This window comes from Herbaspirillum frisingense (genome assembly GCF_047325095.1).
GTDB classification, from domain to species: Bacteria; Pseudomonadota; Gammaproteobacteria; order Burkholderiales; family Burkholderiaceae_D; genus Herbaspirillum; species Herbaspirillum frisingense.
This window is the reverse complement of record NZ_CP168558.1, coordinates 412,400-427,359: the sequence shown is the minus strand read 5'-3', so window position 1 is coordinate 427,359 and position 14,960 is coordinate 412,400. Positions and strand designations below refer to the sequence as shown.

11 protein-coding genes are annotated in these 14,960 nt (G+C 65.8%); 3 read left to right on the top strand and 8 right to left on the bottom strand.

Annotated elements, in window-relative coordinates:
* Positions 1–2: 2 nt before the first annotated feature.
* Complete coding sequence (locus ACEOAC_RS01970) at positions 3–1,352, bottom strand: efflux RND transporter periplasmic adaptor subunit (RefSeq protein ID WP_413445082.1); 1,350 nt, start codon at positions 1,350–1,352, stop codon at positions 3–5.
* A 209-nt stretch (positions 1,353–1,561) separates the two neighbouring features.
* Here ACEOAC_RS01970 and ACEOAC_RS01965 point away from each other — a divergent pair, with 209 nt between their 5' ends.
* Both ACEOAC_RS01965 and ACEOAC_RS01960 read left to right on the top strand, forming a co-directional pair.
* On the top strand, positions 1,562–3,013 hold the full coding sequence (locus ACEOAC_RS01965; protein ID WP_254426883.1) for an ATP-binding protein: 1,452 nt from the start codon (positions 1,562–1,564) through the stop codon (positions 3,011–3,013).
* On the top strand, positions 3,010–3,741 hold the full coding sequence (locus ACEOAC_RS01960) for a response regulator (protein WP_413445517.1): 732 nt from the start codon (positions 3,010–3,012) through the stop codon (positions 3,739–3,741). The genes ACEOAC_RS01965 and ACEOAC_RS01960 overlap by 4 nt, the downstream gene beginning before the upstream one ends.
* Positions 3,742–3,803: 62 nt before the next feature.
* Here ACEOAC_RS01960 and ACEOAC_RS01955 read toward each other — a convergent pair whose 3' ends face one another.
* From ACEOAC_RS01955 to ACEOAC_RS01940, 4 genes are all read right to left on the bottom strand, one after another.
* Positions 3,804–5,354 (bottom strand): methyl-accepting chemotaxis protein, encoded by a 1,551-nt coding sequence (locus ACEOAC_RS01955; protein WP_006461173.1) that lies wholly within the window; start codon positions 5,352–5,354, stop codon positions 3,804–3,806.
* 177 nt (positions 5,355–5,531) lie between these two features.
* Positions 5,532–7,040, bottom strand: a complete 1,509-nt coding sequence (locus tag ACEOAC_RS01950; RefSeq protein WP_413628659.1) for an efflux transporter outer membrane subunit — start codon at positions 7,038–7,040, stop codon at positions 5,532–5,534.
* The gene (locus ACEOAC_RS01945; RefSeq protein WP_006461171.1) at positions 7,037–8,251 is read right to left on the bottom strand and encodes an efflux RND transporter periplasmic adaptor subunit; all 1,215 of its coding nucleotides are present in this window, start codon (positions 8,249–8,251) and stop codon (positions 7,037–7,039) included. The genes ACEOAC_RS01950 and ACEOAC_RS01945 overlap by 4 nt, the downstream gene beginning before the upstream one ends.
* 3 nt (positions 8,252–8,254) lie before the next feature.
* On the bottom strand, positions 8,255–11,443 hold the full coding sequence (locus ACEOAC_RS01940; RefSeq protein ID WP_413444962.1) for an efflux RND transporter permease subunit: 3,189 nt from the start codon (positions 11,441–11,443) through the stop codon (positions 8,255–8,257).
* A gap of 416 nt (positions 11,444–11,859) precedes the next feature.
* Between ACEOAC_RS01940 and ACEOAC_RS01935 the strand changes: the two genes are divergently transcribed.
* Positions 11,860–12,738 carry an oxygenase MpaB family protein gene (locus ACEOAC_RS01935; protein WP_182995047.1) on the top strand — a complete coding sequence of 293 codons (879 nt, stop codon included), beginning with the start codon at positions 11,860–11,862 and terminating at the stop codon, positions 12,736–12,738.
* Positions 12,739–12,749: 11 nt separating this feature from the next.
* On the opposite strand, the gene ACEOAC_RS01930 is transcribed toward ACEOAC_RS01935, so the two are convergent.
* The 3 genes from ACEOAC_RS01930 to ACEOAC_RS01920 form a co-directional block, all read right to left on the bottom strand.
* Positions 12,750–13,124, bottom strand: a complete 375-nt coding sequence (locus ACEOAC_RS01930; RefSeq protein WP_241812978.1) for a c-type cytochrome — start codon at positions 13,122–13,124, stop codon at positions 12,750–12,752.
* Between the two features lie 231 nt (positions 13,125–13,355).
* Complete coding sequence (locus ACEOAC_RS01925) at positions 13,356–14,585, bottom strand: MFS transporter (protein WP_413444961.1); 1,230 nt, start codon at positions 14,583–14,585, stop codon at positions 13,356–13,358.
* Complete coding sequence (locus ACEOAC_RS01920) at positions 14,582–14,929, bottom strand: DMT family protein (RefSeq protein WP_413444960.1); 348 nt, start codon at positions 14,927–14,929, stop codon at positions 14,582–14,584. Before ACEOAC_RS01920 ends, ACEOAC_RS01925 begins: the two co-directional genes overlap by 4 nt.
* Positions 14,930–14,960: the final 31 nt, after the last annotated feature.

Here is a 14,960-nt window from a genome sequence, read left to right as displayed (position 1 = left end):
GCTTACTTCGACTTGGCGCCGGCGGCGTTGTCGGTGGTGGTGGCGCCTGTGGTGGCGGGGCTGGCGGGGCTGGCAGCGTTATTGCCAGCGTCTGTATCAGCGTTGTCGGCATCGCCTCCCAGCGAGGGATCGGCAGCAGCGGCGGCGGCCTCGCTGGCCAGGTCCTTCTTCAGGCTGTCGGTGATGTCGATGGCACGCGGGGTATCGCCGGTGCGCACCTTCTGCAGGCCATCGACGATGAGCTTGTCACCCTCCTTCAAGCCCTTGCTGATCCACCAGTTGTTACCCACTGCACGCGCCACGGTGACCAGACGCTGCTCCACCTTGCCATTGGCGCCCAGCACCAGGGCCGTTGCCGCACCGGTCTGGTCACGGCTGACCGCCTTTTGCGGCACCAGCAGGGCATGCTCGTCCACGCCCTCCTCCAGCACCGCCCGTACATAGGCGCCTGGCAGCAACACACCGTCCGGGTTGGGGACCACTGCGCGCAGGGTGATCATGCCGGTACCGGTATCGACCGACAGGCCGGTGAATTCCAGCCGGCCGGTGCGGTCGTAGGCGGAGCCGTCTTCCAGCAGGATCTTGACCTGGGCGGCATTCTCGCCGCTCTTGCGGATCTGGCCGCTGGCCAGTTCGCGGCGCAGACGCAGCAGATCCACCGTGGACTGGGTGACGTCCACGTAGATCGGATCGATCTGTTGCACGGTGGTCAGCGCCGTGGTCTGGCTGGCGGTGACCAGCGCGCCGGGCGTGACCGAAGACTTCTCGATACGTCCGGAAATGGGCGAGAGGATCTTGGTGTACTGCAGGTTGATGGCCGCCGTCTGCACCGCCGCCTTCTGCACCTCGACGTCGGCCTGGTTCTGGCGCAGGGTGCTCTGGGCGTCGTCGTTATCCTGTTTGGAAACGGCGTCGATCTTGTTGAGTTCGGCGTAGCGCTGGGCCTTCAGCCTGGACGAAGCCAGCGTGGCCTCGGCCTTGAGCAGCGATGCTTTGGCACTGTCGTAGGCCGCCTGGTAGCTGGCCGGGTCGATCTGGTACAGCGGCTGACCGGCCTTGACCTTGGCGCCCTCCTTGAACAGCCGCTTCTGGATGATGCCGCCCACCTGCGGGCGGATATCGGCGGCCAGGTAGGCACTGGTACGGCCGGGCAATTCGGTGGTCACTGCCTGTCGCTGGGCCTTGACCACCACGTAACCGACCTCGGCCTGGGCCGCTGCCTTGGGCGCCTCGCCGGAGCGGGAGCAGGCCGCCAGGGTCAGGGCCAGCAGGGCGGCCAGGGTCAGGGTGCGCAGCAGGCGGGGTGGATTCTGGCGCAGCAGGGGCAAGGCTTGGGAGCGGAAATCGGGCATCTGGGCGGCTTTCTGCCAGGAACACCTGCCGCCATGGGCAAGTAATCCGGGCGCAATGAGCTATCGGACCTGTGATTATGGAAAGCAAATGTGAAGGAAATTTGAGCGCAGCCACTTTCTTCCCGGAATGAAACAGATCACTCCCCGGCCCTCGCCGCCATGCGACTATCTTGTTAAGCTGGCGCCTTGTCCTGTCATTCCCGGCTCCCGTGTTCAAGTCCATCGCCCACTCGCTGGCGGCGCTGTCCGACCGCTTCTTCCACCGCGCCAACATCCGCCTGAAACTGTTCTACGCGATGCTGGCGCTGATCGTGGCGCTGATCGCCGCCATCAATGGCGCCGGGCACTACATCTTCAATCGCGACTTCCTCGGCTATCTCAACGAACAGGCCCAGCAACGCATGGAAGACATGGTGCCGCGCCTGGAGCAGGCCTATCGCGAGCATGGCAACTGGGACTTCATCCGCGGCCAGCCACGGGTCTGGTTCGAACTGATGAAACCGGCCATCGTCGAGCACAACGGCGTAACACCCCCGCCGGGACCGCCGCTGACCGCCTCCGACCTGACCGGCGCCACGCTGCGTTTTTCCTTGCTGGATGCCCATCGGCAGCTGGTGATCGGTTATCCCAACATCGGTCCCGATGCGCGCCTGCGACCGCTGCTGCTGGACGACGTGATCGTGGGCTGGGTGGCGCAGACGCCCTTCGAAAACGTGATCGGCGCCATCGACCTGCGCTTCCAGCAGAGCCAGTTCCTGGCCCAGCTCATCATTGCGGTGGTGGCGGTGATGCTGGCGGCGTTTCTGGTGGTGCGCATCTCCGGCGTGCTGACGCGCCCGCTCACCCGCGTGGCGCGCGCCACCCACCGGTTGGCCGGCGGCGACTACGCAACCCGGGTGGAGGTCGAGTCCGGCGATGAAGTGGGACGACTGGCGCAGGACTTCAACCAGTTGGCCATGACACTGGAGCGCAACGAGCAACTGCGGCGCGAATTCATGGCCGACGTCTCGCATGAGCTGCGCACGCCGCTGGGCATCCTCAACGGTCAGCTGGAAGCACTGGAAGACGGCGTCATGCAACCGGACGCGCAGACCCTGCGCTCGCTCAAGAGCGAGGTGGAACATCTCAACAAGCTGGTCGGCGATCTCTACGACCTGTCGCTGGCGGACGCCGGTGCGCTGGCCTATCGCCAGACGGACATGGATCTCTTGCCGCTGTTGCGTACCAGCGTGCAGGTCTATGGCGAGCGCTTCAGCCAGCGCGGCCTGACCCTGACGGCACAACTGCCGGCGGCCATGCCGGTGCATGCCGATGGCGCGCGCCTGCAGCAACTATTCAACAACCTCTTCGAAAACAGCCTGCGCTACACCGATGCCGGCGGCGGCCTGCACCTGCAGGCCAGCCTGCAGGAACAGCACTGGCATCTGGTCTTCGACGACAGCGCGCCGGGCGTGCCGCCGGAGGCGATGGCGCGCCTGTTCGAGCGCTTCTTCCGGGTCGAGAGTTCGCGCAATCGCGCCAGTGGTGGCGCCGGACTCGGGCTGGCGATCTGCCGCCGCATCGTCGATGCGCACCAGGGCAGCATCGCGGCCAGCGCCTCGCCCACGGGAGGCCTGCGCGTCACGGTGGTGCTGCCGGCGCGGTTCGAGGAGCAGCCATGAGCGAAACCTTCCACTTCCAGCCGCCCCAGAGCGCCAACATCCTCATCGTCGAGGACGAGCCCAAGCTGGCCGAACTGCTGCAGAAATATCTCGCCGCAGCCGGCTACCGGTCACGCCATGTGGCGCGGGGCGATGCCGTCGTCGAGGCGGTGCAGCAGCAGCGCCCGGACCTGATCCTGCTCGATATCATGCTGCCGGGAATGGATGGCTGGGAAATCTGCCGTCGCCTGCGCAGCTTCTGCGACGTGCCCATCCTGATGCTGACCGCCCGCGCCGAAGAAGAGGACCGCCTACGTGGTCTGGAACTGGGTGCGGACGACTACATCAGCAAGGCACCGTTTTCGCCGCGTGAAGTGGTGGCGCGGGTCAAGTCCATGCTCAGGCGCAATGCGCTGGTGCAACGCGCACAGGCACAGACGAGCCCGACCGCTGCGGAGTTGCTGCACATCGACGAACTGCGGCACCAGGCCAGCGTGCGCGGCGAGCCGCTGAACCTGACGCCACTGGAACTGCGCCTGCTCAAGACCTTCGCCGCCGCACCGGGCCAGGTATTTTCACGCGAGCAGTTGCTCAACCACCTGCACGACGACGACCGCCCGGTCACCGACCGCGTCATCGATACCCACATCAAGAACCTGCGGCGCAAGCTGGAACCGTTCTTCCCTGGTCATAACGCGATCCAGGCGGTGTACGGGGTGGGGTATTGCTTCGAGTTGCCGTCGCAATGAGTCCATCGTAAACGGCGTACGCATGACCACCTTGGCGGTCATGCAAACCTCGTATGTAGGTTTCAGCGCTGGATCTTGAACACGCTGACCACCTGCGTCAGCCGTCCGGCCTGGTCCTGTAGCGACTGCGCGGCGGCAGCGGCTTCTTCCACCAGCGCGGCGTTCTGCTGTGTGACTTCGTCCATCTGGGTGATGGCGCGGTTGATTTCCTCGATGCCGGTGCTCTGCTCGTGGCTGGCGGCGCTGATCTCGGCCACCACGTCGGTGACGCGGCGCACGCTGGCGACCACCTCGCTCATGGTAGCGCCGGCGCGCTCGACCAGCTGGCTGCCGGCGCCGACCTTTTCCACCGAATCATCGATGAGCTGCTTGATCTCCTTGGCCGCCGAGGCCGAACGCTGGGCCAGTGAGCGCACTTCCGAGGCCACCACGGCGAAACCGCGGCCCTGCTCGCCGGCACGGGCCGCTTCCACCGCCGCGTTCAACGCCAGGATGTTGGTCTGGAAGGCGATGCCGTCGATCACGCTGATGATGTCGGCAATGCGGCTGGAACTCTCGGTGATGCCTTCCATGGTCTGCACCACCTGGTGCACTACTTCGCCCCCCTGGCTGGCGATGTCGGAGGCCGAGGCCGCAAGCTGGTTGGCCTGGCGGGCGTTGTCGGCGTTCTGCTTGACGGTGGAGGTCAGTTCTTCCATGGCCGAGGCGGTCTCTTCCAGGGAGCCGGCCTGTTGCTCGGTGCGCGAAGACAGGTCGAGGTTGCCGGTGGCGATTTCCTGCGAGGCGGTGGTGATGGCATCGGTGCCGGTGCGCACTTCGCAGACGATCTTGTGCAGGCTGTCATTCATGGCGCGCAGGGAATGCATCAGCATGCCCGTCTCGTCCTTGCTGTGGGACTGGATTTCCACCGTCAGGTCGCCCTGCGCCACCCGCTCGGCCACGCTCACCGCTTCGTTCAGGGGACGCGATACCGCGCGTGCCACCGCTGCGGCCAGGGCAAAGGCAATCACCACGATGGCCACCAGCAGGCCGATGATCCACTTGCGCGCAGCGTCGAACACGTCGCTGGCGTCCTGGTCGGAGCGGGCGCTGCCGGCGTCGTTGATCTTGACGATCTCGTCCATGTTTTCCAGCATGCTGCGGAAGGTCTTGTTGGAGTCGCCCTTGAACATGGCGCGGGCGTCTTCTTCCTTGCCTTGGCCGGAGATGTCGGCGAGCTTGCGGTTGATCTCAAGATAGCTGGCGAAATTCTTGGAGAATTTTTCGTAGACCAGCTTTTCCTCGGCCTCCGAAATCTGCTTTTCGTAGGTGGCGCGCTGCTTGGCCAGGATCTCCAGGCGCGACTTGATGGCCTTGAGCGCATCTTCGCGTTCGGCAGGGTTGGCCGCGGTGATCATCTGCAGTTCGGAGATGCGCATGCGCGGCAGGGACGCCTGGATCGCCTGCGCCGCCTTGATGGTCGGCAGCCAGTTGCTGGCCATGTCGGTGGAGGCCTGGTTCACCGCCTTGAGCTCGCGGATCGCAAAGATCCCCAGGATGACCGTCAGGATGATGACGGCGGCAAAGGAAAGGATCAGTTTCCGGGCGATCTTCAGATTGTTGAACCAGTTCATGTCTGCCTCGTTATTCTCACAGTGCTGGAATGCAGAGTCGATTCTAGGCAGGTCGTGAACGGGCCATATCGCTGATTACGCGGGGGTTTACCGGGCAATTGCCGTACTTGCCATGCAGAACTGACAAGCCTGTCAGCAAGCGGCTTTCCGGCCGATCAAACTGGTCAGGCCATCATATCAGTCGTTCTCTTGCGGCGATAAGATTGGCAATTGAGCAAGTGCCGGTGCCGACGAGCTACCGACCTGCGGCGCACTCTCACGACGATCCTGCCAGTCTCCACCGAGCGCTTTGATGAGGAACACCGACACCAGCAGCCGTTGACCCATCAATTGCGCCGCCTGGCGCTCGCTGTTGAGCAGGGACTGTTGCGCGGTGATTACATCGAGATAGGGCGTGGCACCACCTTCGTAGCGGCTGGTGGCGATGTCCAGCACCCGACGCGCACTAGCGATGGCCGACTGGGATTGCCGATAGGCACGGTCCAGGGCCGCGATACCGGTGATGCCATCTTCCACTTCCTGCATGGCGGTCAGCACGGTGCGCCGGTAACCGGCCACGGTAGCCTGGTAGCCAGCCTTGCTGAAGTCCACGCCGGCGCGCAGGCGGCCGGCATCGAACAGGCTTTGCGAGGCCGATACTCCGAGTGACCAGAGCACGCTGGGCGCGTTGAAGAGCGCGCCCCAGTTGCGGCTGTCCACGCCATACGAGGGTTGCAGCATGAAGCTGGGATAGAAGGCCGCGCTGGCCACACCGATCTGGGCATTGGCGGCAGCCATGGCACGCTCGGCCGAGGCCACGTCAGGGCGACGCTCCAGCACGTCCGAGGGCACACCTAGCGGGATGGCCGGCAAGGCGATCGGCGCCAGCGAGGGGGCGATCGCAAAGCCCGGGGCGGGGGTGCCGGTCAGGGTAGCGATGGCATGCTCGTACTGGGCGCGCTGGCGGCCCAGGAGGTCGACCTGGGTCAGCGTGGTGTCGAGCAGAGCCTGTTGCTGGGCCACGTCCAGTCCGGAAGTGGCGCCCAGGTCGTGCCGCGACGTGGCCAGGTCCAGCGCCTTGCGCTGCAGTTCGATGGCGCGCCGGACCACGTCCAGTTCGACATCCAGTTCACGCAGGTTGAAATAGTTGCTGGCCAGGTCGGCGCTGATCAGGAGGCGGGTGTTTTCGAGATCGGCAGCCGATTGCTGGAGGGTGGCGCCGGCCGCTTCCACCGAGCGTCGTACCCGGCCGAAGAAATCCAGTTCGTAACTGACAGTCAAGCCCAGCGCGAAATCGTTTTGTACGGTCGCGTAATTGGGCGAATTGTAGTTGGTCAGCGGCCGGTTGGCCGAGATGCGCGCACGCGCGGCACGGCTGCTGATGCCGACCTGCGGCGCCTGCGCCGCTCCGCTCACATCCAGTTGCGCCCGTGCCTGGGCCAGCCGCGCCGTGGCAATCGCCAGCGTCTGGTTGCCGGCCAGCGCCTGCTGCTGCAGGGCATTGAGCTGGGCATCGCCGAAGCGCTCCCACCAGGGGCCGCGCGCGACCTCATCCTGCGGCTGCATGCTGCGCCAGGGGGCTTCCGGCGTCCAGGCGGCGGGCATGTCCAGCGTCGGCTTGACGTAATCGGGGCCGCTGGCGCAGGCAGCGAGCGCCAGGGCGCAGGTCAGCATGACCAGGACGACCGGCGGGCGGCGCAGCTTCATGATGCGGCCTTCTTCGCTGGGGCGGCCTGCTCCAGGGTGGGTTCGACCTGGTCACCTTCGGACAGCGAATCGGAGGGATTGAGGATCAGTTTTTCCTTGCCGCTCAAGCCCTCCAGCACTTCCACAGTGAGCCCGAAGTTGCGCCCCAGCCTGACCTTCTTGAGCTGTACCTTGTTCTGCTCATCGACGGCCGCCACCAGCGAACCATCGCGCCGGAACATCAGGGTATCGGCTGCGACCAGCAGCGCGCCGCTGGGTTTCAGGGGCAACGCCACCTGTACGAAGGCGCCGGGCAGCAGCGCGTTATCGGCATTGGCCAGGGTCACCTCGATCTGCATGGAACGGGTCGCAGTATCGATCGACCCGGCGGTGCGCGCCACCTTGCCTTCGAACTTGCGGCCACGCAGTTCGGACTGGGTGACCGTGACCTGCTGGCCCGGCTTGACCAGGTTGGCATAGGACTGCGGCACGTTGACATAGACCCGCAGCGGATCGGTCTGCGAGAGCACGAACAGCGAGCGCCCTGCGCCCGGATCGATCAGGTCGCCCACGTCCACGTTGCGGCGCGTGATGATGCCCGAGAACGGTGCCACGATGCGCTTGAAGCCCTCCACCTGGCGCAGCCGTTCGACGTTGGCGTCGGCTGCCGCCAGGTTGGAGCTGGCCTGGGCGAAGGCGCTGCGGCGTTCATCCAGTTCCTGCTGCGAGACCGCATCCTTCTTGCGCAGGGCCTCCCAGCGGGCCATCGAGCTCTTGGCCAGTTCCATGCTGGAGGCGGCCTGCTGACGGGCGGCCAGGGCCTGCGAGAGTTGCTGGTCGATTTCCGGGGTATCCAGTTCGGCCAGCAGCTCGCCCTTCTTGACCTCGGCGCCGATGTCCTTGTACCAGCGCTTGAGGTAGCCGCCGGAACGCGCCGAAATGGGAGACTGCACAAAACCCTGCAAGGTCCCCGGCAGGGCCAGGGTCTGGCCATCGGCGCTGCTGCGGGCTTCGGTCACGCGCACGAACACCTTGGCGCGCTCGGCGGTGCCGGCTTCCAGGGCGCGTGCGTTGGCCGTGCGGCTGATGATGGTACGCGCCGCGCCTGCGGCCAGCAGGATCAGCACCACCACCAGCACCAGCCGGGCGCGCTTCATCATCTGCTGGCGCTGTTGCGGCTCGCCCTCGGAAAGAGGGTGGATGCCGAGTTCGGAATGACGGTCATGCGACATGGTTCAAGACTCCTGATGCGCGGGCCCGGCCACGGGATGGCGGCGCTTGTCGGCGCGGCGGGCCAGTCTCTGATGCACGCCGGCAAACACCACCGGCACGAAAAACAAGGTCGATACGGTGGCCAGCATGAGCCCACCGATCACGGCACGCCCCAGCGGCGCGTTCTGTTCGGCACCCTCGCCCAGGCCCAGGGCCATGGGAATCATGCCGATGATCATGGCCAGTGCCGTCATCAGCACCGGGCGGATACGGGTGGAGCCGGCTTCCAGCGCGGCCGCCAGCGGGGTGGCGCCCTCTTCCCGGCGCTGCCGCGCAAAGGCCACGATCAGGATACTGTTGGCGGTGGCCACGCCCATGGTCATGATGGCGCCGGTCAGGGCCGGCACCGAGAGCGTGGTGCCGGTGATGAAGAGCATCCAGGCGATGCCGGCCAGTGCGGCAGGCAGCGCGGCGATGATGATGGCGGCGTCCACCCACGACTGGAAGTTGACCACCACCAGCAGGTACACCAGCACGATGGCCATGGCCAGGCCGACGCCCAGGCCGATGAAGGAAGACTGCATGGTTTCCACCTGGCCGCGGATCACCACCTGGCTCCCACGGGCCAGCCTGGGCTTGATCTCTTCCACCAGGGCCGTCACCTTGTCGGCCACGCTGGCCAGGTCGGTCCCCTGCACGCTGACATAGACATCGATGGCCGGCGAGATGTTGTAGCGCGAGGCCACGGCCATCTGGCGTCCGGCATGCACATCGACCAGGTTGCCCAGCAGTTGCGGCGGGGTGGTGGCATTGGCGCCCGCCCCGACCGGGATATTGAGCAGGGAATCGAGCGAATCGACCTGGTATTGCGGGGACTGCACCGCAATGCTGTAGACCACACCGTTATTGGGATTGAGCCAGAAGGCCGGCTGCGTCTGCGAACTGCCGGACAGGGCGATCAGGAGGTTCTGGCCGACATTGGAAGCCGACAGGCCGAACTGCTGCAGGCGCGTGCGATCCATGCGCAGGTCCAGCGAGGGGCCGTCCAGTCGCTGGTGCACGTGGGCGTCCACGGCGCCGGGAATCTGCCTGATCTTGCGCGTCAGCTCAGCCGCCAGGCGCGCATTGGCTTCCATGTTGGGGCCGGTGAATTGCACGTCGATGGCCGCGGGCAGGCCGAAGTTCAGGATCTGGGTGACGATGTCGGCCGGCTGGAAGAAGAACTCGATGCCCGGGAAGCGGCGCGGCAATTGCTCGCGCAGCATGGACACCAGTTCCTCGGTGGGGCGATGGCCTTCCTTCAGGGCCATCAGGATTTCGCCGTCGAGGGTGCCGATGGTGCCGGCATTGCTGTAGGACAGGTTGATGCCGGAATTGGGCACGCCCAGGTTATCGAGGATGGTCTCCAGTTCGGAGGCCGGGATCAGGCTGCGGATGACGCGCTCGACCTCGTCGGCGGCACGTGCGGTTTCCTCGATGCGGGTGCCGGTGGGCATGCGCATGTGCAGGCGGATCTGGCCGCCATCCACGTTGGGGAAGAAGTCGCGGCCGAGGAAGGGATACAGCAGGCAGGACAGCAGGCAGAACCCCAGGAAGCCCAGCGCGAAGCGGCGCCGGTGCGCCAGCAGCGAGGACAGCACCAGCGTATAGCCATGGCGCACCCGCTCGAAGCGGTTGTCGAAGGCGCGGTACAGGCGCTGCAGCAGACTGGCCTTGGCGCTGTCGACCTGGCCGTGGCTACCCATGAGCAGCATCACCAGGGTCGGAACCAGGGTGCGCGAGAGGATGTAGGAGGCGGCCATGGCAAAGACCACGGCTTCGGCCAGCGGCACGAACAGGAAACGCGCCACGCCGGAGAGGAAGAACATCGGCACGAACACGATGCAGATGCACAGCGTGGCCACGAAGGCCGGCACACCGATCTCGCCGGCGCCGACGGTGATGGCGTCGTGCAGCGGCTTGCCCAGGTGCAGGTGGCGCTCGATGTTCTCGATGGTGACGATGGCCTGGTCCACCAGGATGCCCACCGAGAGCGCCAGGCCGCCCAGGGTCATCAGGTTCAGGGTCTCGCCCAGGGCGGCCAGCATCAGGATCGCCGCCATGATGGACAGCGGAATGGTCAGGCCGATGATGAGCGTGCTGCGCCAGTTGCCCAGGAACAGCAGCACCATGGCCGCCGTCAGGCCGGCGGCGATGAGCGCCTCGCTGATGACGCCGGTCACGGCCGCCTTCACGAACAGCGACTGGTCAAAAAGCGGCGTGATCTTGATGTCTTCAGGCAGGGTCTGGGCCGCGGTGGGCAAGAGCTTGCGCAGGTTGTCCACGATGTCCAGGGTGGAGGCGCCGCCGTTCTTCAAGATGGACAGCAGCACGCCGCGCGCGCCGTCCTGGCGCACCACGTTGGTCTGCGGCGAGAAGCCGTCGCGCACGTTGGCCACATCCTTGAGGTAGATGGTGGCGCCGTTGGTGGTGCGCACCGGCAGTTCGTTGAGACCGGCCACGGCTTCGGGCGAACCGTTGATCTTGACCGAATACTCGGTGCCGCCGAACTTGGCCGTGCCGGAGGGCAGGATCAGGTTCTGCGTATTGATGGCGTTGACCACGTCGATGGGGGCCAGGCCACGCGACTGCAGGGCCTGGGTATCCAGGTCCACGGAGATCAACCGGCTCTTGCCGCCATACGGGTAAGGCACTGCCACGCCGGGAATGGTGACCAGCTGTGGACGCAGGGTCTGGACGGCAGCATCGAACACGGTCTGCTCGGGCAGCGTCGGCGAAGACAGTGCCAGTTGCATCACCGGGATACTGGAGGCGGAATACTTGATCACCAGCGGCGGCGTGATCCCCGGCGGCAGCTGGCGCACCTGGGTCTGCACCGAGGCCACCACCTGAGCGATCGCCTGCTGGATATTGGCCTTGGGCTGGAAGAACACCTTGATCACCGACACCCCGGCCAGGGATTGCGACTCGATGTGCTCGATGTCGCTGACCACGGTGGTGAGCCCGCGCTCGTTCTGGGCGGCGATGCGCTGCCCCATCTCCTGCGCCGACAGGCCGTTGTAGTTCCAGATGATGGAGACCACCGGGATATTGATCTCGGGGAAGATGTCGGTGGCCATGTTCTTCAGCGTCAATGGCGTGGCCAGCACGATCAGCAAGGCCATCACGATGAAGGTGTACGGGCGGCGCAACGCCAGCGCGACCATGTTCATGAACTGCTATCCCTGTAAGGCGGGCAGGATCGACCGGGCAGCCTGCGTCTGCAGCTTGCCCATGCCATGAACCGGCGCCCCGTGCGGCCCCGGCCGTCCTCTCCTGCTGTGCTTTGTTCTATGTGGCGCAGGCTGGCGCTTTTCCCCGGTCGCCGGTCTGCGTTCCCTGAATCCGATGAGCTTGCCGGGGCCCGGTTTTATTCTTCGTGGGCCGTGCGGCGAGGGCTATTGTAGCGGCCTCGGAGCCGCCTTGCAGAAGGCTTTTCGACAAATCGCTTTCTGACAGAAATGTCAGCAAAAGACTTCTCACCGGCTGCAAGCGCAACCGGAAAATCGCCACATGTGGCGACCGGCAGGAACCGCGCCGCTATGGCACACTGCCCTTCCCTTACCTTGTCCCCGCACTCTCCTGCATCATGGAATTCCTGCGCCAGCGCATCGAAGCCAGTGTCCTCTCCATCAGCCGCGGCCCCGGCAGTGCCGACTTCCTGCAGCCGCCGGGCGACCCCGGCCTGTTCGGTCCGGACTCGGCAGCCTGGCAGGTCCACAGCGATTTCACGGCCATGCTCACCGGCGGCGTGGCGGCTTTACTGTTGCAGATGTTGCATCCGCTACCACTGGCCGGGGTGTGGGATCACTCCAACTTCCAGGCCGACATGCTGGCGCGCCTGCGCGCCACTGCACAATTCATCGCCGGCACCACCTTCGGCAGTCGCGCCGACGCCGAGCGCCTCATCGAGCGGGTCAAGCGCATCCATCTCGTGGTCAAGGGCGTGGCGCCGGATGGACGCGCCTATTCCGCCAGCGATCCTGATCTGCTGACCTGGGTGCATGTGGCCGAGGTGCATTGCTTCCTGCAGGCTTATCTGCGCTATCGTCGGCCGGACTTTCCGGCGGTGCGCCAGGACCAGTATTTCGACGAGATCGCCCGGGTCGCCGAGGCACTGGGCGCGCGCGAGGTACCGCGTTCGCAGATGGCAGTGGACGGATACATCCAGGCGATGCGCCCCGAACTGCGCTGCGACGAACGCACCCGCAAGACCTTGCAGCTGGTATTGAATGCCCCCGCGCCGAACGCGCTGGCGCAACCATGGACGCGCCTGATGATGCGCGCCGGAGTGGACCTGCTGCCGCCCTGGGCGCAAGAGATGCTGGGGGTCACGCCGCGTCCGCCGTGGCGTCGGGAGCTGCTGCGACGCTCGGTACTGGTGGCCGCACAGCCACTGCGCTGGGCGGTGCGCAACGGTTCCATCCATCTGGCGCGGCGGCGCATGGGCTTGCCGCCGTACGGCTGAAGGCCGCTCTTTCAGGGCTGACGGACGCTGCGCAGGTAGGCCAGGATGTCGTCGATCTGGCGATCGCTGCCGATGCCCCAGAAACGCATCTTGTTGCCCGGCACCACCTCGCTGGGCGCCTTGAGGAAGGCGCGCAGCTTGTCCTCGGTCCAGACGAAGCCGGCACCGGCCATGGCCGGCGAATACTTGAAATCCGCGGTGGAACCGGCCTTGCGGCCGATCACGTTACTCAGTTGCGGACCGAAGCCGGCGCGGGCCGAGGGTCCGACTGCATGGCAGCTGGCGCACTTGGCGAAGGCGGCGCGCCCGGCTACGGGGTCGCCTGCCGCCTGGGTCACCAGAGGGATGAGGGCAAGGACAACAATCAGCAAGGAGGTCAGGCGCATGGACATTCCGGTCAGTCGGCTACCGCAGGCGCGGAAGCGCCCCGGATCACGAAATGGCTGGCCTCAATGCCCGATTACTGAAGAAAGGCGAACACCGAGTCAGCCGTGGTGGTCTCGATTCTATCGCTGCCGCTGGAACGGCGCACCGGCACTGCCATGATCGTGGCGCTCAGGCCCTGGTCGCCGGCGTATTTCCTGGAATTGCGTCGGGACGAGAAGCCATAGCGTGGACTATTCCGTCATCACGGCCGGCCTGCCACCCGGTGCATGATCACGCCGCTCCGCCAGCCATCCCCACACCAGCAGCGCCAGCACGGCAATCCCCGTCAGCGCGGCAAACGCGGCGCCATAGCCGTAGTGCTTGGCGACCACACCGGCCAGGGCCGGGCTTAGCGCCGCGCCGACCGACTGGATGGTGGTAACCGCGCCCAGGCCGATGTTGATATGGCCGCTGCCCTGCAGGATGCGCGCCACCGAACCCGGCAAGGCCACGCCCAGCAGGCCGGCACCGACGCCATCGAGCATCTGCACCGGCAGCAGCGCCCAGGGTGAATCCCACACGCCGGCCACCAGGCCGCGCACCGGCAATGCCAGCAGGGCGATGGTGATGGGCAGCCAGTAGCCCTGGCGTTCAGCGAAGCGGCCTGTCAGGAGCGCCGTGGGGATCATCACCAGCTGCGCCACGATCACCGTGAGCGCGGTATAGAGCGCCGGATCGGCACCGCCACGCGCCACCACCGACTGGCTCAGCAAGGGCAACATCGCCGCATTACCGAGGTGGAACAGCATCATGGCCAGGGCCAGCAGCATCAGCGGCCGCGAGGCGACCAGCACGCGCCAGGTGGAGACCGGCGGGTCCGCTGCAGCGCGTTCCGGGTCCAGCCCACGGGCGACGTCGTGATCGATGTCCTGCGGGCGGATACGCGACAGGCAGACCAGCGAAGCCAGCGCCATCACCGCCATCAGTACGAACACCGCCGGCAGGCCCCAGTAGTAACCGAGCGCACCGGCCAGGGCCGCCGAGAAGACATTGCCGGCGTGGTTCCAGGCTTCGTTGCGCCCGAGCTGGGCGGGCAAACCCTGCTGGCCGACGATGCCCAGGGTGAGGCCGGCGATGGCCGGGCCGATGACGGCGCCGACGATGCCGGTGCCAACCTGGGAAATGGCGGTCAGCGTGAAACTGGGGGCCACCAGCAGCAGCAAGGAGCCGGCCACCACCAGCACCGATCCCAGCCCGACCACCAGGCGCTTGGCGCGCACCGCATCGGTGAGCGCGCCGGCCGGTGTGGTGGCGAGCATGCCGGCGATGCCGCCCAGCGTCATCACATAGCCGATGTCGTCGGCGGCCCAGCCCTGCCCCATCAGGAAGACCCCGAGGAAAGGCCCGAGACCGTCGCGCACGTCGGCCAGGAAGAAGTTCAGCCTGGACAGCCAGGCGATGGAGCCGGCCTTGGCGTTCATCCTATCGGCCCCTTGAAGATGAAGAAGGCACCCAGGCAGATGCAGCCAAACCCGACCAGATGGTTGATGGTGAACTGCTCACCCAGGTAGAGCACCGAGAAGATCGAGAACACCACCAGCGTGATCACCTCCTGCATGGTCTTGAGTTCGGCGGCGTTGTAGACGCTGTGGCCGATGCGGTTGGCGGGGACGGCGAAGCAGTATTCGGCCAGGGCGGTCATCCAGCTGACCAGGATCACCAGGTACAGCGGACGGTTCTCGAACTTGAGATGGCCGTACCAGGCAAAGGTCATGAAGACGTTGGAGATGATCAGGAAGACGATGGGAAGGACTTTGGGCGACATGTTTTTTGTTCTTTATGAAAATGACGACAAC

Coding starts and splice junctions, on each gene's coding strand:
- ACEOAC_RS01970 (WP_413445082.1), bottom strand. CDS start 1,352: ATGCCCGATTTCCGCTCCCAAGCCTTGCCCCTGCTGCGCCAGAATCCA.
- ACEOAC_RS01960 (WP_413445517.1), top strand. CDS start 3,010: ATGAGCGAAACCTTCCACTTCCAGCCGCCCCAGAGCGCCAACATCCTC.
- ACEOAC_RS01955 (WP_006461173.1), bottom strand. CDS start 5,354: ATGAACTGGTTCAACAATCTGAAGATCGCCCGGAAACTGATCCTTTCC.
- ACEOAC_RS01950 (WP_413628659.1), bottom strand. CDS start 7,040: ATGAAGCTGCGCCGCCCGCCGGTCGTCCTGGTCATGCTGACCTGCGCC.
- ACEOAC_RS01945 (WP_006461171.1), bottom strand. CDS start 8,251: ATGTCGCATGACCGTCATTCCGAACTCGGCATCCACCCTCTTTCCGAG.
- ACEOAC_RS01940 (WP_413444962.1), bottom strand. CDS start 11,443: ATGAACATGGTCGCGCTGGCGTTGCGCCGCCCGTACACCTTCATCGTG.
- ACEOAC_RS01935 (WP_182995047.1), top strand. CDS start 11,860: ATGGAATTCCTGCGCCAGCGCATCGAAGCCAGTGTCCTCTCCATCAGC.
- ACEOAC_RS01930 (WP_241812978.1), bottom strand. CDS start 13,124: ATGCGCCTGACCTCCTTGCTGATTGTTGTCCTTGCCCTCATCCCTCTG.
- ACEOAC_RS01925 (WP_413444961.1), bottom strand. CDS start 14,585: ATGAACGCCAAGGCCGGCTCCATCGCCTGGCTGTCCAGGCTGAACTTC.
- ACEOAC_RS01920 (WP_413444960.1), bottom strand. CDS start 14,929: ATGTCGCCCAAAGTCCTTCCCATCGTCTTCCTGATCATCTCCAACGTC.